Raw genomic sequence first — 21,619 nt, 5'->3', positions numbered from 1 at the left:
ATCACTTGACTGGACAAGACTGTCCATATGTCTGCGCATATGGACCGCCCGCTGGATCACACCGCCCTGATCAAATCTCTGCCGCCGGACACAAAGGCGGCGCTGACCGCCCGCTCCGACGCGGCGGGCCTGCGGCATCTCGCGCTGTATCTCGCGGCTCTTGCCGCCTGCACCGCCGGGATCGCCCTGCAACTGCCGTTCTGGCCGCTGCTGATGCTGCCGCAGGGCATATTGCTGGTGTTCCTCTTCACCCTCAGCCACGAATGCACCCACCAGACGCCTTTCCGCAGCAGGTGGCTGAATGAGGCCGCGGGCCATTTCTGCGCCCTGGCCATCGCGCTGCCCTTTGTCTGGTTCCGCTACTACCACCTGGCGCACCACAAATTCACCAACGACCCGGAGCGCGACCCTGAACTGGAACACGGCGGACGGCCCGAGACCTTCGGCCAATGGCTCTTGTATCTGAGCGGCTGGGGCTACTGGAAAGGCATGTTGCAAACCCTTGGGCGCAACGCTTTTGGCACCATCAACGCGCCCTACTTGCCCGGGCGCCGCCATGCGGACATGCGGCTGGAGGCGCGGCTGCTCCTGGCCATCTACGCCGCCGCGCTGCTGACGCTTCTGATCTCCCCTGTGGTCCTGTGGCTGTGGATCGCGCCGCTGCTGATCGGCCAGCCGGTCCTGCGCGCCTACCTGCTGGCAGAACACGGGCTGTGCCCAGCCGTGGCCAACATGCTGGAAAATTCCCGCACCACCTTCACCAGCCGGCTGGTACGCTTCGTGGCCTGGAACATGCCTTACCACGCCGAGCATCATTCCTTCCCGAATGTGCCCTTCCACCAGCTGCCTGCCTTCCATGCCATCACCCAGGCGCACCTGAAGTCCACGTCACGGGGATACCGGGCGTTCACCGCAGACTACATCCGCCAGCTTTCCCACTGAACCGCCTGCCATAGAGGAAACAATTCTTCAAAAGAAAATTGGCAAGGGGTTTCAAGACCTCTTGCTTCCACGCCTCCGGTCACGCCCCCGGCACGCTGACCACGCCGCCGCCGACACAGGCACTCACGCCCGTCGTTCCGGGCGCCGAGGTCGGCATGCCCCGCGCCACCCGCACCGCCAGATGGGCAAAGGCCTGCGCCTCCAGCATGTCGCCGTCCAGCCCTGCGTCCTCCACCGGTTTCACCGGGCAGTCCAGCGACACCCGCAGCATCTCCATCAGCACCGGGTTGTGCCGCCCGCCGCCGGTGACCAGCACCGCTTCCGGCGGCTCCGGGCAATGCTCCATCCCCTGCGCCACGGCGGCCGCGCACATGGCAATCAGTGTGGCTGCCGCATCCGCGTCGCTCAACTCGTTCACAAGCCCGACCATCTCGGCAAAGTCATTCCGGTCCAGCGACTTGGGCGGCATTCTGGCAAAATACGGCTCGGCCAGGAACAGCTCCAGCGCACCGGTTTCCACTTTGCCCAAGCGCGCCACCTTGCCGTCCGCATCCCAGGGAATGCCCAGCCGCTCCTGCACCAGATCATTGACCGGCGCATTGGCCGGGCCGGTGTCGAATGCCAGCAGCGCGCCCGGCTGCTCGGGCCGCTCAAACCTTGGATCCACATAGGTCAGGTTGCCGACCCCGCCCAAGTTCAGGAAACACAGGGGACGTTCGGCGCCGATGTATTTGGCGCAGGCAAAGTGAAAAAACGGCGCCAGCGGCGCGCCCTCGCCGCCCATCGCCACATCGTCAGAGCGGAAATCCCAGACCACCGGCTTGCCCAGCCGTTCCGCCAGCGCCGCCCCGTCGCCCACTTGCAGAGTACCCTGCCGCCGCGGCGCATGGGCCAGGGTCTGGCCGTGAAAGCCGATGATCTCCACATCCCCGAACCCGGCCAGCGCCGCCGCATGGGCCGCATCGCAAACCGCCGCCGCGGCCTCGACCTCCGGCCCTGCCCATTTTCCCAGCCCTGCGCGCAGCACACTGCGCTCCTCTGCTGAATACTCGCGGTAAACGCTCTCACCGAACTTGTGAATGCGCGCGCCGTCGGTCACCACCACAGCCGCATCCACCCCGTCCAGAGAGGTGCCGCTCATCGCGCCCAGCGCCCTGACCGCCCCCGTTTTTGCAATGGCCTTGCTCATCGCCCCTGCCCCTTCCAACCATCCGGGCCGTGCCGCCCGTTCGTGCGCCACAATACAGCGCATAAATTGCCGGGAAAACAGGTTCCAACCGGCCCCGATGCGATTTATAGGGGCTGGGTGCAAACCAAGAGACCGAGGCATGTCATGACCTACACTCCCAAATCGGATTTCATCGCTGTAATGATGGAACGCGGCTATCTGGCCGACTGCACCGATTACCAGGGCCTGGACGAGGCGCTGCTGAAGGGGGTTCAGCCTGCCTATATCGGTTATGACGCCACCGCGCAGTCGCTGCACGTGGGCCACCTGTTGAACATCATGATGCTGCGCTGGCTGCAAAAGACCGGCCACAAGCCGATCACCCTGATGGGCGGCGGCACCACCAAGGTGGGCGACCCTTCGTTCCGCTCGGACGAACGCCCGCTGCTGGGCCCTGAACAGATCGACGCCAACATCGCCGGCATGAAGAAAGTCTTCGCGAATTACCTCACCTATGGTGAGGGCGAAAACGACGCCATCATGCTGAACAACGCGGAATGGCTCGACAACCTGAACTACCTCGAGTTCCTGCGCGACATCGGCCGCCATTTCTCGGTGAACCGGATGCTGTCGTTCGAGAGCGTGAAATCGCGCCTCGACCGCGAGCAGTCGCTGTCGTTCCTGGAATTCAACTACATGATCCTGCAGGCCTATGACTTCATGGAGCTGAACCGCCGCTACGGCTGCATCCTGCAGATGGGCGGTTCCGACCAGTGGGGCAACATCGTCAACGGCATCGACCTCACCCGCAGGGTGATCGACCATGAGGTCTACGGTCTGACCTCGCCGCTGCTGACCACTTCGGACGGCCGCAAGATGGGCAAGTCGCAGGGCGGCGCGATCTGGCTCAATGGCGAGATGCTCTCGCCTTATGAGTTCTGGCAGTTCTGGCGCAACACCACCGACGCCGACGTCGGCCGCTTCCTCAAGCTCTACACCGAGCTGCCGGTCGACGAATGCGAACGCCTCGGCGCGCTGCAGGGCTCCGAGATCAACGAGGGCAAGGTGATCCTCGCCAATGAGGTGACCAAGCTGCTGCACGGCCCGGATGCCGCCGCCGCAGCCGAGGCCACCGCCCGCGAGGTGTTCGAGAAGGGCGGCGTCGGCGACGACCTGCCCACCCTGACCCTGTCCTCTGCGGACCTGGGCGACGGCATCTCGATCGTGCAGCTGATCGTCAAATCCGGCTTGGCGAAATCCGGCAAGGACGCCAAGCGCCTGATTGCCGAGAACGGCGCCAAGCTGGACGACCAGCCGCTGACGGATGCCGGGCTGATGATCGACGCTGGCGCCCTGTCCTCGCCGATCAAGCTGAGCGCGGGCAAAAAGCGCCACGCGCTGGTGCAGCTGGCCGGCTGAGCCGCCTGAAGATGAACTAAAAAAGGGAGCCTCCGGGCTCCTTTTTTTCATGCCCGCAAGCACTCCCGCCCATTCCAGCCCCATTACAGATGGGCCTTCATGGTTGGGCCGTGCAGTACGCTGGCGCGTGCTGCGGCACCGCTTCGGACGCAACCCGCGGCTCACCGGCCAGCGCCGGGTCAAGGACGGCACCGCCGCCGCGCACAGCGTGGTCTACCGCTGGCGCGATGGCGGCCTAGTCAGGCAGATTACGGCGCCGCAGGGGCAGACCTGCCCTGCAGCGCCTCTCAGGGAACCTTCACGCCGCGCAGCGGCGCCCGGCCCAAGGCCGCGCAGTGGCGCAGTGGCGCAGCCAATGCACCTGCGGGCGCGGGAGCCTTTCCGAGCGCTAGAAAAACAGCGCCTCAATCAAAGTCAGCACCAGGAACACCGGCACCGACAGGCCAAAAGCAACCAGCAGCGCTGCCGTCTTGGTTATCCGCGGCGCCCTTGCCGCCTGCCCCATGATCTGTTTTGTCCCTTTCATGGGATAAGTTAACCATGATTTAGGTTTCCAGCGCGTTAATGGACCCATGTTCGACAGCGCCCCCGATCCCGATTTGCCCGCGACGGCAGCCCCCCGCTGCCAGCCCCGCCCCCTTCAGCAATCGCCGGAGTTTGCCCGCGCGCTGATGGCCTGCGGCCAGGATCCGCTGATGCTCGACGGCACGCTGGTGCTACACCGCCGCCTCCCCGGCGGCCTGCGCCTGGCAATGGTGAACCGGGCGGACCTCTCCCGCCCAGCGCCGATGATGGCTGCCCTGCACGCCGCCGGTCTGGGGCGCACCCCGCTGATCCTGTCGCCGGAGGCGCCCTCCCCGCATCTGTGCCGCTTGGGAGCGGTGCCGCTGGTCACGCCCGCGCATACCGCGCTCTGGGACCTCAGCGGCGATCCGGACCTGCGCCGCGCCGCCCTGCACCAGAAATGGCGCAACCGGCTGAAGCACGGCGAGGCGCAGAACCTCCGGCTGACCCGCCAGACTATGCCGCATGACGTGCGCCACTGGCTGTTCCAGGCCGACGCCAGGCAGCAAAGCGCGCGCGGCTACCGCAGCTGGCCCATCGGTCTCACCCTCGCCTATGCGCGCGAAAACAAGGGCCAGGCGAAACTCTTCCAGGCGTTCGAGGGCAAGCAGGCGGTGGCCGCCATCCTGATCCTGACCCACGGCGGCGCCGCCACCTATCACATTGCCCACACCACCGCCCGCGGCAAATACCTCAGCGCCCATCCGCTTTTGCTGTGGGAGGCCGCCAGCTGGCTTTCCTCCAAGGGCATCTGCCAGCTCGACCTCGGCCTGATCAACACCGAGGACGCGGCGGGCCTTGCCCGGTTCAAGCTCGGCACCGGTGCGCGACTGCACCGGCTGGGCGGCACCTGGGGTTTCTGGCCGCCGCTCGGCCGCCTGCTGCGCCCCCTCGCCGTGTTCGACCGGCGGCAAATGACCTGACCGGCGCGCGCGACGCCCCGTCCCGCTGGACAGGCGCCCGGCGCCTCCATTATATGAACACATGTTCAGATAACCGGGAGGAGCCCCGCTCATGAAACTTGCAGACACCGCAGCCATCATCACCGGCGGCGCTTCGGGCCTGGGGGAGGCCACCGCGCGCTACTTTGCGGAACAGGGCGCCCAGGTCACCATCCTCGACCGCGACGCCGGGCGCGGCGCCCAGGTGGCGGAAGAAATCGGCGGCCACTTCGCCCAGACAGACGTGACCAGCGAGGAGTCGGTCGCCGCCGCCATCGCCCACGCGGCGGACAAGATGGGCAAGATCACCGCCTGCGTGAACTGCGCGGGCATCGCCATCGGCGCCAAGACCGTGGGCAAGGACGGCCCGCATCCGCTGGACGCCTACAAGCGGACCATCGACATCAACCTCGTCGGCACTTTCAACGTCGCCCGCCTCGCCGCTGCCGAGATCGCCAAGAACGCGCCGGACGAAGACGGGGCCCGCGGCGTGATCATCAACACCGCCTCCATCGCCGCATTTGACGGGCAAAAGGGCCAGGCCGCCTATGCCGCCTCCAAGGGCGGGGTTGCCGGCATGTGCCTGCCGATGGCGCGCGATCTGGCCTCGATGGGCATCCGGGTGATGACCATCGCGCCGGGCATCTTCATGACCCCGATGCTGGCCGGCCTGCCGGAAGAGGTGCAGCAGCAGCTCGCCGCCGACGTGCCCAACCCGGCCCGCCTGGGCGATCCGCGCGAATACGGCCGCCTCGCCGGTTTCATCGTCGAGATGGGCTATCTGAACGGCGAGGTCATCCGCATCGACGGCGCCCTGCGCATGCGCTGACGCGGGTTGCGGGTCAAGGGCGGCAAAACCGCCGTGCGCAGCACGGTTCACCCTTGACGCGCAATCAGCGGAAAACACACTCGATATGGCGCCTTGCGGAGCACACTTGCCCCGCAAGCGCTTCTCAGCAGAAAACATAGGCGTTGCGCAGCAACGCGCGGCCCAAGGCCGCACAAAGGTGCCTTGGCGCAGCCAGGGCACCTGCGGGCGCGGGAGCCCTCCGCCAATTGACAAGCCACAGCACCCGGTGTTCTCTCCCCCGGCACGGAGGCACCGATGACAAAAACCGAACGGCAGAAGATGCAGGCGGGCGAGTGGTACTGTTGCCTGGACAGCGAACTCTCGGCGTTGCGCCACCAGGCCCGCGTTGCAGTGCATCAGCACAACACCGCGCCTCCTGATCCGGCGGAAATCCTCAGCCCGCCGCTCGCCGCACTCTTTGCCGGGCATGGCGAAAACTGCCTGATCGAGGCGCCGTTCCACTGCGCCTACGGCCTCAACATCAGCCTCGGCAGCAGCGTCTACCTGAACGCCGGCTGCACCATTCTGGACACTGCGCCCGTGACCATCGGCGACGGCACCATGCTGGGGCCGAATGTGCAGATCTACTGCGCCCAGCACCACAAGGACAGGGCGCTGCGGGCGCAGGGACTGGAGATCGCCTATCCCGTCACCCTGGGTTCAGATGTCTGGATCGGCGGCGGTGCCATCATTCTGCCCGGCGTCACCATCGGTGATGGCGCCATTGTCGGCGCCGGGGCCGTCGTCACCCGCAGCGTGGCCGCCGGTCAAACAGTGGCGGGCAATCCGGCCCGCCCCCGGAACGGGTGGTCCGGCCAGTGATCAAACCGTAAAGCCTGCGTCCGCCGCCTTAACCAGCCCTTAACATTTTCTGATGAATTTCAAAGTTTTACGGCAGAAACTTTGACAAAATGTTTCGCGCGTGAAACATTTGGTCAGCCTCTCTGTCCTAATTGAAATGAGCCGCTTCAGCCTTCGGCCTTTTCCTCCAGCAGCAGCCATTCCTCCTCAGCCGCCGCCAGCTTTTCCTGCCGCTCGACCAGCGCTTCGGTGGCTTTCTTGAACTTGACCGGCTCGCGGGTGAACAGCTCCGGATCGCTCATCAGCTCCTGCAGCTTGCCGATCTCCGCTTCCAGCCGTTCGATCTCGCCGGGCAAGGCTTCCAGCCGGTGCTTCTCCTTGAAGCTAAGCCCGTCCCTGGGCTGGCTCTCCTGCTTGGGCTTTGGCTTTGCGGGTTTCACCTTCTCGGGCCGTTCCGCCGCCTCCAGCGGCCCGCGCTGCGCGATGTAGTCGCTCCAGCCGCCGGCATAGGCCGTGGCCTTGCCGTCGCCTTCCATCGCAATCGTCGTGGTCGCCACCCGGTCCAGGAAATCCCGGTCGTGGCTGACCAGCAGCACGGTGCCGTCGTAATTGTCCAGCAGCTCCTGCAGCAGATCCAGCGTCTCGACGTCCAGATCGTTGGTGGGTTCGTCCAGCACCAAGAGGTTCGAGGACCGCGCCATCAGCCGCGCCAGCAAGAGCCGCGCCTTCTCGCCCCCCGACAGCGAGCGCACCGGCGCCCGCGCCTGGCGCTCATCGAACAGGAATTCCTTGAGGTACCCCACCACATGCTTGGGCTGGCCGCGCACCATCACCTGATCCGCCTTGCCGGAAATCCCCAGCAAGGGGTCTGCGGTCAGGTTCTCCCACAGCGTCGAATCGCCGTCCAGCTGATCGCGGGTCTGGTCGAACAGCGCAATCTCCAGGTTGGTGCCCAGCTGCACCGCGCCCGCATCCGGCTCTTCCATGCCCAGCAGCATCTTCAGCAGCGTCGTCTTGCCCGCCCCGTTGGGGCCGACAAAGGCCACCCGGTCGCCGCGCTGCACCTTCAGCGAGAAATCCCGGACGATCTCTTTGCCGCCGAACGCCTTGCTCAGCCCCTCCGCCTCGATCACCTTGCGGCCGGACTTCGGCCCGGCCTCCAGCGCCATCTCGGCGGTGCCCTGGCGCTTGATCTGGCCCGCGCGTTCCGCCTTCAGGTCCTGCAGCGCCCTGACCCGGCCCATGTTGCGCTTGCGCCGGGCCGAGATGCCTTCCACCGCCCAGCGGCTTTCCGACTTGATCAGCCGGTTCAGCTTGTGGCGCTGCATGTCCTCGTCTTCCCAGATCTTGTCGCGCCAGGCTTCGAAATGCTCGAACCCCTTCTCCTGGCGGCGCACCTCGCCGCGGTCCACCCACAGGGTGGCGCGGGTCAGCGCCCGCAGGAAGGCGCGGTCGTGGGAGATCAGCACAAACGCCGCACGGGTGGCCTTCAGTTCGTTCTCCAGCCAGGTGATCGCCTCGATATCCAGATGGTTGGTCGGCTCGTCCAGCAGCATCAGGTCCGGTGCCTCGGCCATCAGCTTAGCCAGAGCGGCGCGGCGGCGTTCGCCGCCCGAGGCGGTCTCGACCGGCCGCGCCGGATCGAACTTCAGCCCCTCGCCCGCGCGTTCCACCTTGTACATCTCGCCCGGGTCCAGTTCGCTGGCGGCAAAATCGCCCAGCGTCGCAAACCCCTCCATCTTCGGGTCCTGCTCCATGTAGCCGACGGATTTGCCCGGCGGCACCACGATGTCGCCCTGGTCGGCTTCAACAATCCCCGCCATCACCTTCATCAGGGTGGATTTTCCCGAGCCGTTACGGCCCACCAGCGCCACCCGGTCGCCTGGCTGCACCACCAGATCGAGGTTGGCGAAAACCGGATCGCCCCCGAAAGTGAGGGAAATGCCGGTCATCTGCAAAAGAGGAATACGTGCCATGCCAGCCAGCTACCCCGGCGGCAAAATCGCGTCAACGCTCCCTGTTCATCTTTCCGAAAATACTCAAATTCACCCGGCCACCGCCCTGAGCAGCCGCTTGCGGGCCGCCGGAATCGCGCCGATCTCCAGCCCGGTGAACACATGCAGCGTGTTCATATGGCTGTCCACCACCGCATGATCGCTGACCCAGCCGCCCATCATCAGATAGGTGCGCAGCAGCGGCGGCATCCGCAGCATCGCCTTCTTTGCATCCGGCTTGCGCCGCAGCCGGGCGGCAAAGCGGAACACATCGGGCGCCTTCACCCGCGGCAGCCAGCGCTGGGGCGCCAAGTGGCGGTGCTTGAGCATCGCGAAAGCGTCCAGGTATTCCTCGGAGGAGGTGCCTGCAAAGGAGGAACAGCCAAACAGCATCTCCACGCCCTCGGCATCGACAAACCCCGTCATTGCCCCCCAGGCGATGCGCAGAATGTCCGGGTCCTGCCAGTCCGGGTGGATGCAGAAACGGCCCATCTCCGCCATCCGCCCCTCAAAGGCCCGCAGCGCCGACAGGTCGTAGAATTGCGCCGAGTAGCTGCGCGAGAGCCCTTCGCCGCCCTCCAGCACCAGCAGCCGGAAACAGCAGACCAGCGTGCCGCTGCGCAGATCCTCCAGCAGCACATGCTCGCAGCTGCCGTCATAGGCATCGCAATCCGTCCCGGCGGTTTGGAAACACAGCGTGCGCAAGGCCTGCGCAGCAGCCACATCCGCGGCTCCCGACGCCAGCCGGGCGCGGTAACGCCCCTTGCTCAGCAGCACCCGTTGCTCTGCCATCGCAGCCTCCCCATTCTCCGGCTCAGCCCATAGCATACGTGCTGTGACAGAGCAGTGAAGCCGCCCTATTCGGTATCCAGGATCTGGCCGGGACCGAAGTTGCCCAGGCTGCCCAGCAGCTGGCGCAGGAAGGTGTTGTCCTGCACCCCGGAGCTGGTCACCCGGCGCTCCAGCGGCACCACCTTGCCGTCTTCCAGGCTGTAGCGCTCAATCCCCTGCACCACGCCAGCGGCATCAAAGCTGATCGCCACCAGATCGCGTGCCACCGGTTCCGGCGCCTTGGCACCATAATGGCGGAACCGGGTGGCGACGTAATAATAGCCGCTTTCGTTCAACACGCCGGTTGAGGACGGCCGCCCGATGGTCTCCGCCACCGAATCCCGGGTGTCGATGCCCGGCACCACCTCGGCCAGTTGGTCCGGCGTCGGCACGTAGCCATGCTTGCGGTAGACGGACGTGCAGGCCGCCAGTGCCAGCCCTGCCGCCGCAAATACTGCGCCGCGCAAAACGGCCTTGAAGTGAAATGCCTTTGCAACCATGACTGCCCCCCAGCCTGCCGCCATGTCCGGCGGCTTGAATACGTCTTTCATCCCGATTACCTAATGACCGCCTCCGGTTCAAGAAACGAAAGTCCCCGATTATGTCTGACAGCACCGCTTTGCGGGTGGCGGACCTGCCGCAGAACGCCCCGACCGCCTTCGAAATAACTCCGGGCAAGGACGCCCTTGCCGCGCTGGCCGCGGAATTCGGCGTGAACAGCCTGCGCAAGGCCCGCTTCGCCGGCGAGATCAGGGCGATGGGCAAGAAGGACTGGAAACTGACCGGGCGCCTGGGCGCCACCGTGGTGCAGGACTGCGTGGTGACGCTGGAGCCGGTGACCACACGGATCGAGGAGCCGGTCGAGATCACCTACCTGGCCCGCATCGAAACCCCGGAAGGCGCTGAGGTCGAAATGCCGGAGGACGACAGCATCGAACCTCTGGGCAGCCATATCGATCCGGCCGCCGTGATGGCCGAGGCGCTGGCGCTGCACATCCCGGCCTACCCGCGCAAGGCCGGCGCCGAGCTGGGCGAGGCGGTCTACGCCGAGGACGGGGTGCAGCCGATGCGGGACGAGGACACCCGGCCCTTTGCCGGCCTGGCCGCGCTGCGCAGCCAGCTGAAGGATGAGGATTGAGGACAGATTTTTTGCAGCGCAGAAAATCGCCTCTGGCGCCGCCCCCGCCCCTGCCCTAAAAAACAGCTTGCGCCAGCGGAGATTCGCAGTATTTTCGCGCGCTCATCGGAATTTTTGGTTGGACAATGCTTGGGCAGACGCCTAAACGCACGTCAGACTGATCGAACAGAATGCAATCGCGCCGCGGGGCTGCCCCCAAGGCCCAAACAGACAAAGGTTGAGACATGGCCGTCCAACAGAACAAAGTATCCAAATCGCGCCGCAACAACCGCCGCGCGCACGATGCACTGGTTGCTGCGAACCCGAACGAATGCGGCAACTGCGGCGAGCTGAAGCGCCCGCATCACGTGTGCCCCTCCTGCGGCCATTACGACGACAAGGAAATCGTCGCAGCGGCTGACGAGATCGAGATCGACGAGGACGCGGCGTAAGCCACGGACAGGATCCTGATGCCAGGCAGGCTTTCGCATGACGGGTAAACCCGATCAAATTCAGGCAAAAGCCGGCCGCATCACCATTTCTGTTGACGCCATGGGCGGAGACGCCGGCCCCGCAGTTGTGGTGGCCGGCATTGCCATGTCCGCACAGAAGAACCCGGACCTCGGGTTCATCCTGCACGGTCCTGCCGAACAGCTGACCCCCCTGGTCGCCCGCAAGCGCGCGCTGAAAGGCCGCGTCGAGATCCGCGATGTCCGCGAAGTGGTCACTATGGAGGACAAGCCTTCCCAGGTGATGCGCAACGGCAAGGGCACCTCGATGTGGTCGGCGCTGGAAGCAGTCAAGAACGGCGAGGCGGCCGGCGCGGTGTCCTGCGGCAACACCGGCGCGCTGATGGCGCTCAGCATGCTGCGGCTGCGCAAGCTGCCGGGCGTCAACCGCCCTGCTATTGCAATCCTCTGGCCGTCGCTGAACCCGCAGGGGTTCAACGTGATGCTGGATGTGGGCGCCGATGTGAAGGCGGATGCCGAGGACCTGCTGCAGTATGCCCTGATGGGCACCTCTTATGTGCGCAACTCGATGGACCTCTCCCGCCCCCGCGTCGGCCTGCTGAATGTCGGCACCGAGGAGCACAAGGGCCGCGCGGAGCTGAAGGAGGCCTACGCGCTGATTGCCGGGCATGCCGCGCAGGCAAGCTACGAGTTCGTCGGCTTTGTCGAAGGCAGCGACATACCCGGTAATGCCGTAGATGTGATCGTCACCGACGGCTTTACCGGAAACGTGGCAATCAAGACCGGCGAAGGCACTGCCCGGGTGATGCGCACCGCCCTGCGCGAGGCGTTCGAGTATTCCTTTCTGTCGAAAATTGCCGCGCTTCTGGCGATGACCTCCTTGAAAAGGCTGTCAAAACGCATGGACCCGCGGCGGGTGAACGGCGGCGTGTTCCTTGGCCTCAACGGCACTGTGGTCAAATCCCACGGCGGGGCAGACGCCACCGGAGTCTCGGCGGCGGTGAAGCTCGCATTCCGGCTTGCTCAGCACGGTTTTGCCGAAAAGCTGGCGGCGCGGGTTGCATCTGCCGGCGCGCATACCCAAGATGATACTGCCCCCCGCGCTGTGCGGGCGGCCACTGACAAAGAATAACAGCAAGGCAGGCTCCGGATGACGCGACGTGCGGTAGTTGTTGGCACTGGCCATTACCTTCCCGAACGGGTGGTTGAAAACGCGGAATTCGAGGCCACGCTGGATACATCGGATGAATGGATCCGCACCCGGTCTGGCATCGAACGCCGCCATTTCGCCGCTGAGGGAGAGACCACTTCTGATATGGCCGCCAAGGCAGCTGAACGCGCTTTGGCGGACGCGGGACTGACCGCGGATGATGTGGATGCCATCGTGGTGGCAACCTCCACCCCCGATCTCACCTTCCCCTCTGCCGCCACCATGGTGCAGTCCAAGCTGGGCATGACTAAGGGCTTTGCCTTCGACGTGCAGGCGGTCTGCGCGGGATTTGTCTACGCGCTTTCCAACGCCAGCGCGCTGATCGCCTCCGGCCAGGCCTCGCGTGTGATGGTGATTGGCGCGGAAACCTTCAGCCGGATCATGGACTGGACCGACCGCGGAACCTGCGTGCTGTTCGGCGACGGCGCCGGCGCGCTGCTGCTGGAGGCCCAGGAACAGCCCGGCACCAACAAGGACCGCGGCATCCTGGCCACCGACCTCAACTCGGACGGCCGCTACAAGGATCTGCTCTACGTCGACGGCGGCGTGTCCACCCAGTCCACCGGCCACCTGCGGATGCAGGGCAACCAGGTGTTCCGCCACGCGGTCGAAAAACTTGCCTCCACCGCCAACACCGCGCTGGACCGCGCAGGCCTCTCGGCTTCGGATGTCGACTGGATCGTGCCGCATCAGGCCAATATCCGCATCATCCAGGGCACCGCCAAGAAAATGGGCCTCAGCATGGACAACGTGGTGGTAACCGTGCAGGATCACGGCAACACCTCCGCCGCCTCCATTCCGCTGGCCCTGTCGGTCGGCAAGGAACGCGGCCAGATCAAGGAAGGCGATCTGATCGTGACTGAGGCCATCGGCGGCGGCCTGGCCTGGGGGGCTGTTGTGCTGCGCTGGTGACCGCGCAGCTCTAATTTCCGCCCGAATACCCCGGCGCAATTCATTGATATTGACAGGGAAATTCCCTCCGCCCTATGCTTTGGCAAACAACGGGGATTGGTATGGGCGAAAAAACACTGACACGAATGGATTTGAGTGAAGCTGTTTTCCGGGAAGTCGGCCTGTCGCGCAACGAAAGCGCACAGCTGGTGGAAAGCATGCTTCAGCATATGTCGGATGCCCTGGTGCGCGGTGAACAGGTGAAAATCTCCTCGTTCGGCACCTTCAGCGTAAGGGACAAGTCAGCCCGGGTGGGGCGCAACCCGAAAACGGGCGAAGAAGTGCCGATCCAGCCGCGCCGCGTGCTGACCTTCCGGCCCTCCCACCTGATGAAAGACCGCGTGGCAGACGGCAACCGTAAGTAAACGGGACCAATAGGCCATGTCGAAATCACCGGACGCCTTCCGCACCATCAGCGAAGTTGCGGAATGGCTGGACGTGCAAGCGCATGTTCTGCGCTTCTGGGAGAGCAAGTTCACCCAGGTCAAACCTGTGAAGCGCGCCGGCGGGCGGCGCTATTACCGGCCTGCGGACATGCAGCTGCTGGGCGGAATCAGGAAACTGCTGCACGACGACGGCCTGTCCATCAAGGAGGTGCAGGCGCTGCTGCGCGAGCACGGCGTGGCCCATGTCGTCGGCCTGTCTCACCCGCTGGAGGGCGAGGAAGCGCCCGCCGCCAAGGCACCGCCTGCCGACACGCTGGGCAAGGACTGGCAGGAGACGCTGGACCTGAGCGCGGAAGCCGCACCGCAGGCAGCGGCGGAGGACAGCAACGTCCTGGGCTTCCCGAAGCCGACGATGGCAGATGTCCCGCGCCCGCCATCCTTGTCCACCCCTTCCCCTGCCGCGCCGCGGCCGGAAGCTGCAGCCGCACCGCAGATGCAGATGAACCTCGCGCCCGCGTCACCGGCCGGCGGCGCCGATTCTGCCGGTGACGCGCCGCCCGCAGCGGAAGAACCGTCCGGCGCTGCTGCAGAAGCCGCCGAAGACGCCGCATGCCCCGCAGCCGAAAGCTCGCAGCCCGCCCCCTCCGGCCCGGAGCCCTTCACAGCAGAAGAGGGCAGCCTGGAGCAGCCTGCCAGCGCCGAACCGCCGGAAGACCAGCCGGAATCAGGGGAGCCTGCCCCATCGGCAGAGCAGGAACACCAGCCCGCTGCTTCCGGCGCTGAAGAATTGCTGGCGCATGCCGCCGGGGAAGCCGCTGCAGAGGCCGGGCGTCCTCCGTCCGCGCCGCTGGCAGAGGCCGAAACGGACACGCCACTGCCGCCGGAAGCCGCTCCCGAAGCGGATGAGGCACTGCCGCTTCTTGCCGGTCAGCCAGCCGCCGCAGAGGCCGCTTTTGGGGAAGAACTGCAGCCCGCAGCACCCCCGGCGGACGAGGCGCCGGATACCGCCGCCGACCTTGAGACGGATTCAGCCCCCCAGGCACCGCCTGCGCCGCTGGAAGAGCTTGCGCCGCTGACCGGACAGGAACACCTGCCGGAACCGGACACAGAAGCCCCCATTGCCGCGGACGCAGAGGTGCAGGAACCGGCTGCGGCGGAGCACGCACCCCAAGCGGAGGCCGGCCATGCGCCCGATGCAGACCCGGAGACCCCGCCTGCGCCACCGCAGGAGCTTGCGCCCCTGACCGGTCAGGAACACCTGCCGGAACCGGATGCCGCTGCCGGAGCCGCGGAGGCACCGGAGCAGCCCGCCGCCGCGGATGCGCGCGAACGCGAAGAAGACACCGCTGATGCGGACGCGGAAGAGCTTCCTTCCTTCACCGCAGATACCGCCGCAATGGACCCGGTGCCGGAGGGTCCGGCAGACCCGTCCCCGGCAGAGGACACCCTGATCGCCGCCGCGGGGATGCAGCCCGAGGAACCGCTGGACTTCGCCTTTCCCGCGCGGGAAGAACCGGACACGGAGCCTGATCCTGAGCCGGATACGCCTTCCGACCCCGCCGAAGCCTTTCCGCCGCATGATCTGGACGAGGCCGCCCGCCAGGTCGACGCGCTCGAGTTTGCCAGCGGCTTCAACGGCGGCGAGGAAGAGGATATCCGGCCGGACGCCCTTCCAGGATCGGAGCCGGACATGCAGCCGGAGACCGAGGCAGTGGCTGGTGCCACTCCCGATCAGCTTTCCGAAGACGCGGCGGAAGCGCTTGCGGAGGCGCCTGTGCCTGCCCTGGCCCCGCCGCAGCCCGGCATCCTGGCGCTTCTGGCCGCGACCAGCAGCCTGCCGCCGCAATCGGTGGCCGGCGTTGCCGCCTGCGCCGAAGAACTGCGGGCGCTGGCCGCAGGCAAACCGTAAACCAGGCACCGGAATCCGGTCCGCAGCCCGGCCCGCTTTCCCTGATTTCCGGACCGGTCCCGGCACGGGAAAACAGCAGACGCAGGCGGGCGGCGCTGCAACCGCCTCAGCCCGCTGAATTTCTTTGCGGCAGCACAAAAAATCTTGCCGCCCCCTCTTGCCCCCGCCGCGAAAACGGTTAGAAGGCTTTGCAACGGGCTATGGCGCAGCCTGGTAGCGCGTCCGTCTGGGGGACGGAAGGTCGCAGGTTCGAGTCCTGCTAGCCCGACCATATGAAAAACGCCCGGGTGTTCACGCACCCGGGCGTTTTCGTATCCTGCGCAAGGCTTTGGCGGCTGCGCACAGGGATTGCGCACGGGGTCCATTTGGGCCAGCATCGCCGGAAAACCGGCGCGGAGGGGGACAGGACATGACAGGCGTATTGCCCGGCCAGACCATTGAAATGATGCTGCAGCGCGGGGAGATCACCGTCAGCACGCCGCTGGTGGACGGCCAGGTGCAGCCTGCCAGCCTCGATCTGCGGCTGGGCCATGTCGCCTACCGGGTGCGCGCGTCTTTTCTGGCCGGCCAGGGCCGCAGCGTTTCCGACCGCCTGACCGAGTTCGAGATGCACCGCATCGACCTGAGCAACGGCGCGGTGCTGGAGAAGGGCTGCGTCTATGTGGTGCCGCTGATGGAGGGCCTGGCGCTGCCGGATAATGTCTCGGCCGTCGCCAACGCCAAAAGCTCCACCGGGCGGCTGGACCTGCTGACCCGCACCATCACCGACGGCGGCGAGGAATTCGACCGCATCAAGCCCGGCTACACCGGCCCGCTTTACGCCGAAATCTGCCCCCGCTCCTTCTCGGTTCTGGTGCGGCCGGGCATGCGGCTCAACCAGATCCGCTTCCGCACCGGCCAGGCGGTCCTGTCCGATGCGGAACTCAAGATGCTGCACGCGGGCACCCCGCTGGTGGACGGCGAGGCGGTGATCGAAGACGGGCTCGGCTTCTCCGTCGACCTGAAACTGCCCGGCACCGATCTGGTCGGCTACCGCGCCAAGCCGCACACCGGCGTCATCGATCTGGACCGGATCGGCGAATATGACCCGCAGGAATACTGGGAAGAGGTCCGCACCAAGGACGGCCGCATCATCCTGGACCCCGGCGCGTTCTATATTCTGGTCAGCCGCGAGGCGGTGCATATCCCGCCCGCCTATGCCGCAGAAATGGCCCCCTATCTGGCGATGGTCGGCGAATTCCGGGTGCATTACGCAGGCTTCTTCGACCCCGGCTTCGGCCATGACGCGGCCGGCGGCACCGGCTCGCGCGGGGTGCTGGAGGTGCGCTGCCACGAGGCGCCCTTTGTGCTGGAGCACGGCCAGGTCGTGGGCCGTCTGGTTTATGAGAAGATGGCCGAGGTGCCGGAGCAGCTTTACGGTGCCGGCATCGCCTCCAACTACCAGGGCCAGGGCCTGAAGCTGTCAAAGCACTTCAAGACGCCTGCATAAGCTTCCCAAGGGCCGGGCGGGTGATCACTTCACCGGCCCGCCCTGTGCCAGATCCTCCGTCGTGCCCGCCTGCACCGGCCGGTCCAGATGCGTTGACAGCACCGTATAGGTGCGGGTGGCCCGCACGCAGCCGACCTCGTAGATCCGCGCCAGCAGGCCCTCCAGCGCTCTGGGGGAGGCAACCCGCACCTTGAGGATCAGGTTAGTATCGCCGGCCGAGCTGTGCACCTCTTCAAGTTCCGGCATCTCCTGCAAGGCCAGCAGGTCGGTGGTCACGCCCCAGCCCTCGGTGTCCACATGGATAAAGGCCAGCAGCGGTTTGCCCACTGCGGCGCCATCGAGCCGCGCCACCGTTGCCTCGATCGCGCCGGAGGCGCGCAGCCGCTTCACCCGTTCATGCACCGCCGGTGCCGACAGTCCGACGTCCTGCCCGATGGCGGCATAGGACAGCGTCGCATCCACGCTTAGCGCGCCTAATATTTTTCGGTCCAAAGCGTCCGGCACCCGTGCCGTGCCCGCGTTTTTCCGAACGCTGTCTGTTTTTTCCGCCGCCATATCCCCCCGCCCTTCACAGAATTTAATTCAGCCGCTAGCAGTTTTGGCAGAACATCTTTCGAGGGCAACCCCATGCGTCCGTCTCTTCGCACCTCCATCGTGATTCTGATGAGCGCCATCGGCGTGATTGGTGCCAATTCGCTGCTGCTGTCGCCGCTGGTTGCAGCGGTGGGCCGGGACCTGGGCGCCAGCCCGGCCGAGGTGATGCGTGCGGCCAGCGCCTATGGCCTCGGTGTCGCGGCGGCGGCGCTGCTGCTGGCGCCGCTGGGCGACCGTTTCGGCGCCGGGCGGCTGCTGCGCGCCGCGCTTTTGCTGCTGGGCGCAGGTCTGGGAGCCAGCGCCGCTGCCCCCGGGGTCTGGGGGCTGATGGCGGCGCAGGCGGTCTGCGGCCTGGCAGGCGGCGCCGCGCTGCCCTCGATCTACACACTGGCAGCAGCGATCGCGCCCAAGGGCCGCGAATCCCGCACCCTGGGCGCCGTGCTGACGGGCTGGACCGTGTCGCTGGTGCTGGGTGTCAGCGCCAGCGCCTGGGCAGCGGACCTGGCGGGCTGGCGCGCTGTCTATGCGGCGCTTGCCGGCGGGACGCTGCTGCTCTGGGCTCTGTCGGCGCGGCTGCGCCATTCGGGGCAGGCAGGCGGCCAGGCGACCTCGCCGCTGACCGCCCTCAGGGTGCCGGGAATTACCCGCGGGCTGCTGGCAACGGCGCTGCTGATGCTGGGTTTCTACGCCACCTATTTCTTTACCGGCGCCCATGTGACGCTGACGCTGAACCTGTCCACAGCGCAGGCAGGGCTGCTGCCGCTGTTCTACGGCACCGGCTTCGGCCTGGCGGTGCTGGCCGACCCGCTGCTGGACCGGCTGGGGCCCGGACGCGCCGCTGCGCCAGTGCTTCTGCTGGTGGCTGCGGTCTACCTGCTGATGATGGCCGCTGGCGGCCGCTACCCGCTGCTTCTGGGCGCGGCGGTGGCCTGGGGCGTGTTCCAGCACCTGGCGCTGAACCTGCTGGTCGCAAGGCTGACTGCGCTGGACCCTGCGCAGCGCGGCGCCATCATGGGGCTTTACAGCACGGTGACCTATGTCTGCGTTTTCGCCGCGCCTTTTGCCGGCGGGCTGCTGTTTGCCCCCTGGGGGCTGGCCGGCTGCCTGGCATTCTCGGCCCTGCTGGCCCTGGGCAGCGCGGCAGAGGCACTTGGCCTGCGGCGGCAGCCCGGCGCAGAGGCTACCAGCGCCCCGGTTTGACCTTGGGGATGCGCGACGCTGCATTGCGCAGCTTGCGCTGCGGGCTAGGGCCTGCCCCCGGCGCCGCTGCCGGGCCCCGGCTCTTGCCCAGGCGCTGCGCGCCGCGCCCTGCGGCATAGCGCAGCCCGGCATTGACCGCCCGTCCGATCAGGCGGCGCAGCACCATGCGGATGATCCAGTTCGCGTTCATGTCCTCAGCCCTCTTTCAGCCCTGCCCGCTCCTTTAGCAGGGTAATGCGGCAATTTCCGGGCGCCAGGCGCAGCGGCAGGATCACTCCCCGAACAGTTCCGCCTGTTCTTCCGGCTCGTCGTCCTCGTCGCCGCCCTGGCCCATCGGCAGGCTGCCCGGCGGCGGCCGGTTCTCCAGCAGGCCCGCGGCGCGCAGTTCCTTGAGACCCGGCAGATCGCGGGCGCTCTCCAGACCGAAATGATCCAGGAAATCCGGTGTCACCACAAATGTCACCGGCCGGCCCGGCGTCATCCGGCGGCGGCCGAGGCGGATCCAGTCCATTTCCATCAGCTGGTCGATGGTGCCGCGCGACACCGAGACGCCGCGGATCTCCTCGATCTCCGCCCGCGTCACCGGCTGGTGATAGGCGACGATGGCCAGGGTCTCGATCGCGGCGCGGCTCAGTTTGCGCAGCTCGGTGGTTTCTTTCTGCATCAGGAAACCGAGATCCGGCGCGGTGCGGATCGCCCAGGCATCGCCCAGCCGCACCACCCGCACCCCGCGTCCCTCATAGCGCTTGCGCAGATGCTCCAGCGCCTCGCGCGGGTTGCAGCCATGCGGCATCCGCCCCTCGAGGTCGCGCAGGGTCACCGGCTCGGCGCTGGCAAACAGCACCGCCTCCACCATCCGCTCCTGCTCCGCCATCGGCGGCGCGTCGAACAGCGTGTCATTGCCGTCGCGGATGGGAGCGCCATGGCTCTGGCCGTCCATGATCTGATCTTCCATCAGGTATCCTCGTTCAGGCTGCGCAGCTGGATCGGCGCAAATGTTTCGCTCTGGCGCAGTTCGGCCTTGCCTTCCTTGACCAGCTGCAGCGAGGCGGCAAAGGTCGCCGCGGTGGCCGAGCGCCGCTTCACCGGGTCGCTGTGCCAGCCGTCCGGCAGATAGCTGATCAGGTCGGTCCAGTCGCCGGTGAAACCCAGCAGGTGGCGCATCCGGTCCAGCGCCTCCTCCATGGTGAAGACCGAGTCCCGGTCCATCACGAAGGGGCGGAAATCCTCCTTGGTGCGGATGCGGGCATAGGCCTGCATCAGGTCCAGCAGGTTGGCGGTGTAGGTCACGGTCTTGATCCGGGCGACGGTCTCCACCTCGCCGCGGGCAAAGAAGTCGCGGCCCAGACGGTCACGCCCCATCAGCCGCGCCGCCGCATCGCGCATCGCCTGCAGCCGCTCCAGCTGGAACGCCAGGTGCGCCGCCAGTTCCTCGCCCGACGGCCCCTCTTCTTCGGGGTCCGGGGGCAGCAGCAGGCGGGACTTCAGATAGGCAAGCCAGGCCGCCATCACCAGATAGTCGGCCGCCAGCTCGATCCGCAGTTCCTTGGCCTTCTCGACAAAGGCCAGGTACTGCTTGGCCAGCTCCAGGACCGAAATCTTGCGCAGGTCCACCTTCTGGGTGCGCGACAGGGTCAGCAGCAGGTCAAGCGGGCCTTCGAACCCGTCCACATCCACGATCAGGGCCTCGGCCGCCAGCCGTTCCTCTACCGTCGTGTCCGCTTCTGAAAAGAGTGTCTGCTCAGCCATACACCTGCCCGCCCATGAGGGCGGCAAGTTCTCTTTCGGCGCTCATAATGTCAAGGGCAACAGGCGTGCGGCGGGCCTCCAGGGCGCGTTCTGCGCGGGTCTGTGCCGCTGCGCTCATGGTGCCGGCGGCTTCGGCCACGGCGATCCGTTCCTCCAGCGAGGCATTGCACAGCAGCACCACATCGCACCCTGCCTCGATCGAGGCGCGTGCGTTGCCGGCCAGCGAGCCCTGCAGCGCCTTCATCGAGATATCGTCGGTCATGATCAGCCCGTCAAAGCCGATGCGTTCGCGGATCAGCCGCATCATCACCGGAGAGGTTGTGGCCGGGCGGTCATCATAGGCGTCATAGACCAAATGCGCGGTCATCCCCAGCGGCAGGTCATTGAGTGCCGCAAAGGCGGCAAAATCGCCTTCCTCCAGCGTCTCCGGATGGCTGGCCACATGCGGCAGGTCCAGGTGGCTGTCTGCGGTGGCGCGGCCGTGGCCGGGGATGTGTTTCAGCACCGGCAGCACGCCGCCGTCCAGATGCGCGGTCGCCACCGCACGGGCAATCCGCGACACGGTTGCGGCACTGGTGCCATAACAGCGGTTGCGCAGAAATTCGTGGGTCTCCGCAAAGGCGATATCGGCAATCGGCGCACAGTTGCTGTCGATGCCCAGCCCGTGCAGCTCATGCGCGATCAGCCGGTAGCGCAGATACATTGCCCGGACCGCGTTCTCGCCTGCCAGCTGCACATGCTCCAGCGGCGGGCGCCAGTTGCGCGCCAGCGGCTTGCGCAGCCGCTGCACCCGTCCGCCCTCCTGGTCGATGGTAATGGGGCAATTGCGGCCCACAGCCTCGCGGAAGTCATCGCACAGCGCCTGGATCTGCTCGACGTCCTCCAGGTTTCGCGCGAACAGGATAAAGCCGAAAGGGTCGGCATCGCGGAAAAACGCCTTTTCGTCCGCGGTCAGCCGCAGCCCCTCGGCATCAAGAATGGTGGCTCCGTAGGTCATGATTGCCCCCTGGCGTACGCGCTCCCCCGGTCACTCC

Annotated in this window: 23 protein-coding genes and 1 tRNA gene; 14 read left to right on the top strand and 10 right to left on the bottom strand. The window is 66.4% G+C overall.

All coding sequences use genetic code 11. The features are described 5' to 3' along the window. Positions 1–27: 27 nt before the first annotated feature. Positions 28–942 (top strand): fatty acid desaturase, encoded by a 915-nt coding sequence (locus KUV26_RS01190; RefSeq protein ID WP_261399697.1) that lies wholly within the window; start codon positions 28–30, stop codon positions 940–942. Between the two features lie 79 nt (positions 943–1,021). Here KUV26_RS01190 and KUV26_RS01185 read toward each other — a convergent pair whose 3' ends face one another. Beyond that, a complete protein-coding gene (locus KUV26_RS01185) occupies positions 1,022–2,131 on the bottom strand; it encodes an anhydro-N-acetylmuramic acid kinase (protein WP_222507056.1) in 1,110 nt (369 codons plus the stop codon). A gap of 144 nt (positions 2,132–2,275) precedes the next feature. On the opposite strand from KUV26_RS01185, the gene tyrS reads away from it, so the two are divergent. Then, complete coding sequence (gene tyrS, locus KUV26_RS01180) at positions 2,276–3,529, top strand: tyrosine--tRNA ligase (RefSeq protein ID WP_222507055.1); 1,254 nt, start codon at positions 2,276–2,278, stop codon at positions 3,527–3,529. A 388-nt stretch (positions 3,530–3,917) separates the two neighbouring features. Here the strand turns inward: tyrS and KUV26_RS01175 are convergent, their stop codons facing one another. Then, positions 3,918–4,055 carry a hypothetical protein gene (locus tag KUV26_RS01175; RefSeq protein ID WP_222507054.1) on the bottom strand — a complete coding sequence of 46 codons (138 nt, stop codon included), beginning with the start codon at positions 4,053–4,055 and terminating at the stop codon, positions 3,918–3,920. Positions 4,056–4,101: 46 nt separating this feature from the next. Between KUV26_RS01175 and KUV26_RS01170 the strand changes: the two genes are divergently transcribed. The 3 genes from KUV26_RS01170 to KUV26_RS01160 all read left to right on the top strand — a co-directional run bounded on the left by KUV26_RS01170 (position 4,102) and on the right by KUV26_RS01160 (position 6,706). After that, a complete protein-coding gene (locus KUV26_RS01170; protein ID WP_222507053.1) occupies positions 4,102–5,016 on the top strand; it encodes a GNAT family N-acetyltransferase in 915 nt (304 codons plus the stop codon). Positions 5,017–5,107: 91 nt separating this feature from the next. After that, entirely contained in the window at positions 5,108–5,863 is a 756-nt protein-coding gene (locus tag KUV26_RS01165) for an SDR family NAD(P)-dependent oxidoreductase (protein ID WP_222507052.1), read from the top strand. 276 nt (positions 5,864–6,139) lie between these two features. Beyond that, positions 6,140–6,706 (top strand): sugar O-acetyltransferase, encoded by a 567-nt coding sequence (locus tag KUV26_RS01160; protein WP_222507051.1) that lies wholly within the window; start codon positions 6,140–6,142, stop codon positions 6,704–6,706. Positions 6,707–6,852: 146 nt separating this feature from the next. Here the strand turns inward: KUV26_RS01160 and KUV26_RS01155 are convergent, their stop codons facing one another. The 3 genes from KUV26_RS01155 to KUV26_RS01145 form a co-directional block, all read right to left on the bottom strand. Further along, on the bottom strand, positions 6,853–8,661 hold the full coding sequence (locus KUV26_RS01155) for an ABC-F family ATP-binding cassette domain-containing protein (RefSeq protein ID WP_261399696.1): 1,809 nt from the start codon (positions 8,659–8,661) through the stop codon (positions 6,853–6,855). Positions 8,662–8,730: 69 nt separating this feature from the next. Continuing rightward, entirely contained in the window at positions 8,731–9,471 is a 741-nt protein-coding gene (locus tag KUV26_RS01150) for a GNAT family N-acetyltransferase (protein ID WP_222507050.1), read from the bottom strand. A 65-nt stretch (positions 9,472–9,536) separates the two neighbouring features. Next, on the bottom strand, positions 9,537–10,010 hold the full coding sequence (locus KUV26_RS01145) for an outer membrane protein assembly factor BamE (RefSeq protein ID WP_222507497.1): 474 nt from the start codon (positions 10,008–10,010) through the stop codon (positions 9,537–9,539). Between the two features lie 101 nt (positions 10,011–10,111). On the opposite strand from KUV26_RS01145, the gene KUV26_RS01140 reads away from it, so the two are divergent. From KUV26_RS01140 to KUV26_RS01105, 8 genes are all read left to right on the top strand, one after another. Further along, positions 10,112–10,648, top strand: a complete 537-nt coding sequence (locus KUV26_RS01140; RefSeq protein WP_222507049.1) for a YceD family protein — start codon at positions 10,112–10,114, stop codon at positions 10,646–10,648. Between the two features lie 224 nt (positions 10,649–10,872). Continuing rightward, positions 10,873–11,079: a 50S ribosomal protein L32 gene (gene rpmF, locus KUV26_RS01135; RefSeq protein ID WP_008558107.1), complete on the top strand. Its 207-nt coding sequence runs from the start codon at positions 10,873–10,875 to the stop codon at positions 11,077–11,079. A gap of 37 nt (positions 11,080–11,116) precedes the next feature. After that, positions 11,117–12,229 (top strand): phosphate acyltransferase PlsX, encoded by a 1,113-nt coding sequence (plsX, locus tag KUV26_RS01130; RefSeq protein WP_222507048.1) that lies wholly within the window; start codon positions 11,117–11,119, stop codon positions 12,227–12,229. A gap of 18 nt (positions 12,230–12,247) precedes the next feature. Next, the gene (locus KUV26_RS01125; protein WP_222502308.1) at positions 12,248–13,219 is read left to right on the top strand and encodes a beta-ketoacyl-ACP synthase III; all 972 of its coding nucleotides are present in this window, start codon (positions 12,248–12,250) and stop codon (positions 13,217–13,219) included. 101 nt (positions 13,220–13,320) lie between these two features. Beyond that, positions 13,321–13,623, top strand: a complete 303-nt coding sequence (ihfA, locus tag KUV26_RS01120) for an integration host factor subunit alpha (protein ID WP_008207184.1) — start codon at positions 13,321–13,323, stop codon at positions 13,621–13,623. 16 nt (positions 13,624–13,639) lie between these two features. Further along, positions 13,640–15,553: a MerR family transcriptional regulator gene (locus KUV26_RS01115; RefSeq protein ID WP_222507047.1), complete on the top strand. Its 1,914-nt coding sequence runs from the start codon at positions 13,640–13,642 to the stop codon at positions 15,551–15,553. Positions 15,554–15,747: 194 nt separating this feature from the next. Beyond that, a tRNA-Pro gene (locus tag KUV26_RS01110) sits at positions 15,748–15,824 on the top strand. Between the two features lie 138 nt (positions 15,825–15,962). Further along, complete coding sequence (locus KUV26_RS01105; protein ID WP_222502307.1) at positions 15,963–17,042, top strand: 2'-deoxycytidine 5'-triphosphate deaminase; 1,080 nt, start codon at positions 15,963–15,965, stop codon at positions 17,040–17,042. 24 nt (positions 17,043–17,066) lie between these two features. Here the strand turns inward: KUV26_RS01105 and KUV26_RS01100 are convergent, their stop codons facing one another. Then, complete coding sequence (locus KUV26_RS01100) at positions 17,067–17,597, bottom strand: Lrp/AsnC family transcriptional regulator (RefSeq protein ID WP_222507046.1); 531 nt, start codon at positions 17,595–17,597, stop codon at positions 17,067–17,069. A 72-nt stretch (positions 17,598–17,669) separates the two neighbouring features. Here KUV26_RS01100 and KUV26_RS01095 point away from each other — a divergent pair, with 72 nt between their 5' ends. Next, complete coding sequence (locus KUV26_RS01095; protein WP_222507045.1) at positions 17,670–18,836, top strand: MFS transporter; 1,167 nt, start codon at positions 17,670–17,672, stop codon at positions 18,834–18,836. Here KUV26_RS01095 and KUV26_RS01090 read toward each other — a convergent pair. The 4 genes from KUV26_RS01090 to nagZ all read right to left on the bottom strand — a co-directional run bounded on the left by KUV26_RS01090 (position 18,817) and on the right by nagZ (position 21,582). After that, positions 18,817–19,026 (bottom strand): hypothetical protein, encoded by a 210-nt coding sequence (locus tag KUV26_RS01090; protein ID WP_222507044.1) that lies wholly within the window; start codon positions 19,024–19,026, stop codon positions 18,817–18,819. The genes KUV26_RS01095 and KUV26_RS01090 overlap by 20 nt on opposite strands. Before the next feature lie 81 nt (positions 19,027–19,107). Continuing rightward, complete coding sequence (gene scpB / locus KUV26_RS01085) at positions 19,108–19,791, bottom strand: SMC-Scp complex subunit ScpB (protein WP_222502303.1); 684 nt, start codon at positions 19,789–19,791, stop codon at positions 19,108–19,110. Beyond that, a complete protein-coding gene (locus KUV26_RS01080) occupies positions 19,791–20,585 on the bottom strand; it encodes a segregation and condensation protein A (protein ID WP_222502302.1) in 795 nt (264 codons plus the stop codon). The genes scpB and KUV26_RS01080 overlap by 1 nt, the downstream gene beginning before the upstream one ends. Continuing rightward, positions 20,578–21,582: a beta-N-acetylhexosaminidase gene (nagZ, locus tag KUV26_RS01075; protein ID WP_222502301.1), complete on the bottom strand. Its 1,005-nt coding sequence runs from the start codon at positions 21,580–21,582 to the stop codon at positions 20,578–20,580. Before nagZ ends, KUV26_RS01080 begins: the two co-directional genes overlap by 8 nt. Positions 21,583–21,619: the final 37 nt, after the last annotated feature.

This window comes from Leisingera daeponensis (assembly GCF_019801465.1).
Classification (GTDB): Bacteria; Pseudomonadota; Alphaproteobacteria; order Rhodobacterales; family Rhodobacteraceae; genus Leisingera; species Leisingera daeponensis_A.
This window is presented reverse-complemented; position numbering and strand designations above follow the sequence as displayed.

What these genes read in the sequence shown, in the direction of transcription:
- KUV26_RS01150 (WP_222507050.1), bottom strand. Translation starts at nt 9,471, where the DNA reads ATGGCAGAGCAACGGGTGCTGCTGAGCAAGGGGCGTTACCGCGCCCGG.
- KUV26_RS01190 (WP_261399697.1), top strand. Translation starts at nt 28, where the DNA reads ATGTCTGCGCATATGGACCGCCCGCTGGATCACACCGCCCTGATCAAA.
- KUV26_RS01100 (WP_222507046.1), bottom strand. Translation starts at nt 17,597, where the DNA reads ATGGCGGCGGAAAAAACAGACAGCGTTCGGAAAAACGCGGGCACGGCA.
- scpB (WP_222502303.1), bottom strand. Translation starts at nt 19,791, where the DNA reads ATGGAAGATCAGATCATGGACGGCCAGAGCCATGGCGCTCCCATCCGC.
- plsX (WP_222507048.1), top strand. Translation starts at nt 11,117, where the DNA reads ATGACGGGTAAACCCGATCAAATTCAGGCAAAAGCCGGCCGCATCACC.
- rpmF (WP_008558107.1), top strand. Translation starts at nt 10,873, where the DNA reads ATGGCCGTCCAACAGAACAAAGTATCCAAATCGCGCCGCAACAACCGC.
- KUV26_RS01155 (WP_261399696.1), bottom strand. Translation starts at nt 8,661, where the DNA reads ATGGCACGTATTCCTCTTTTGCAGATGACCGGCATTTCCCTCACTTTC.
- tyrS (WP_222507055.1), top strand. Translation starts at nt 2,276, where the DNA reads ATGACCTACACTCCCAAATCGGATTTCATCGCTGTAATGATGGAACGC.
- KUV26_RS01080 (WP_222502302.1), bottom strand. Translation starts at nt 20,585, where the DNA reads ATGGCTGAGCAGACACTCTTTTCAGAAGCGGACACGACGGTAGAGGAA.
- KUV26_RS01090 (WP_222507044.1), bottom strand. Translation starts at nt 19,026, where the DNA reads ATGAACGCGAACTGGATCATCCGCATGGTGCTGCGCCGCCTGATCGGA.
- KUV26_RS01125 (WP_222502308.1), top strand. Translation starts at nt 12,248, where the DNA reads ATGACGCGACGTGCGGTAGTTGTTGGCACTGGCCATTACCTTCCCGAA.
- ihfA (WP_008207184.1), top strand. Translation starts at nt 13,321, where the DNA reads ATGGGCGAAAAAACACTGACACGAATGGATTTGAGTGAAGCTGTTTTC.
- KUV26_RS01160 (WP_222507051.1), top strand. Translation starts at nt 6,140, where the DNA reads ATGACAAAAACCGAACGGCAGAAGATGCAGGCGGGCGAGTGGTACTGT.
- KUV26_RS01105 (WP_222502307.1), top strand. Translation starts at nt 15,963, where the DNA reads ATGACAGGCGTATTGCCCGGCCAGACCATTGAAATGATGCTGCAGCGC.
- KUV26_RS01145 (WP_222507497.1), bottom strand. Translation starts at nt 10,010, where the DNA reads ATGGTTGCAAAGGCATTTCACTTCAAGGCCGTTTTGCGCGGCGCAGTA.
- KUV26_RS01095 (WP_222507045.1), top strand. Translation starts at nt 17,670, where the DNA reads ATGCGTCCGTCTCTTCGCACCTCCATCGTGATTCTGATGAGCGCCATC.
- KUV26_RS01185 (WP_222507056.1), bottom strand. Translation starts at nt 2,131, where the DNA reads ATGAGCAAGGCCATTGCAAAAACGGGGGCGGTCAGGGCGCTGGGCGCG.
- nagZ (WP_222502301.1), bottom strand. Translation starts at nt 21,582, where the DNA reads ATGACCTACGGAGCCACCATTCTTGATGCCGAGGGGCTGCGGCTGACC.
- KUV26_RS01175 (WP_222507054.1), bottom strand. Translation starts at nt 4,055, where the DNA reads ATGAAAGGGACAAAACAGATCATGGGGCAGGCGGCAAGGGCGCCGCGG.
- KUV26_RS01165 (WP_222507052.1), top strand. Translation starts at nt 5,108, where the DNA reads ATGAAACTTGCAGACACCGCAGCCATCATCACCGGCGGCGCTTCGGGC.
- KUV26_RS01140 (WP_222507049.1), top strand. Translation starts at nt 10,112, where the DNA reads ATGTCTGACAGCACCGCTTTGCGGGTGGCGGACCTGCCGCAGAACGCC.
- KUV26_RS01170 (WP_222507053.1), top strand. Translation starts at nt 4,102, where the DNA reads ATGTTCGACAGCGCCCCCGATCCCGATTTGCCCGCGACGGCAGCCCCC.
- KUV26_RS01115 (WP_222507047.1), top strand. Translation starts at nt 13,640, where the DNA reads ATGTCGAAATCACCGGACGCCTTCCGCACCATCAGCGAAGTTGCGGAA.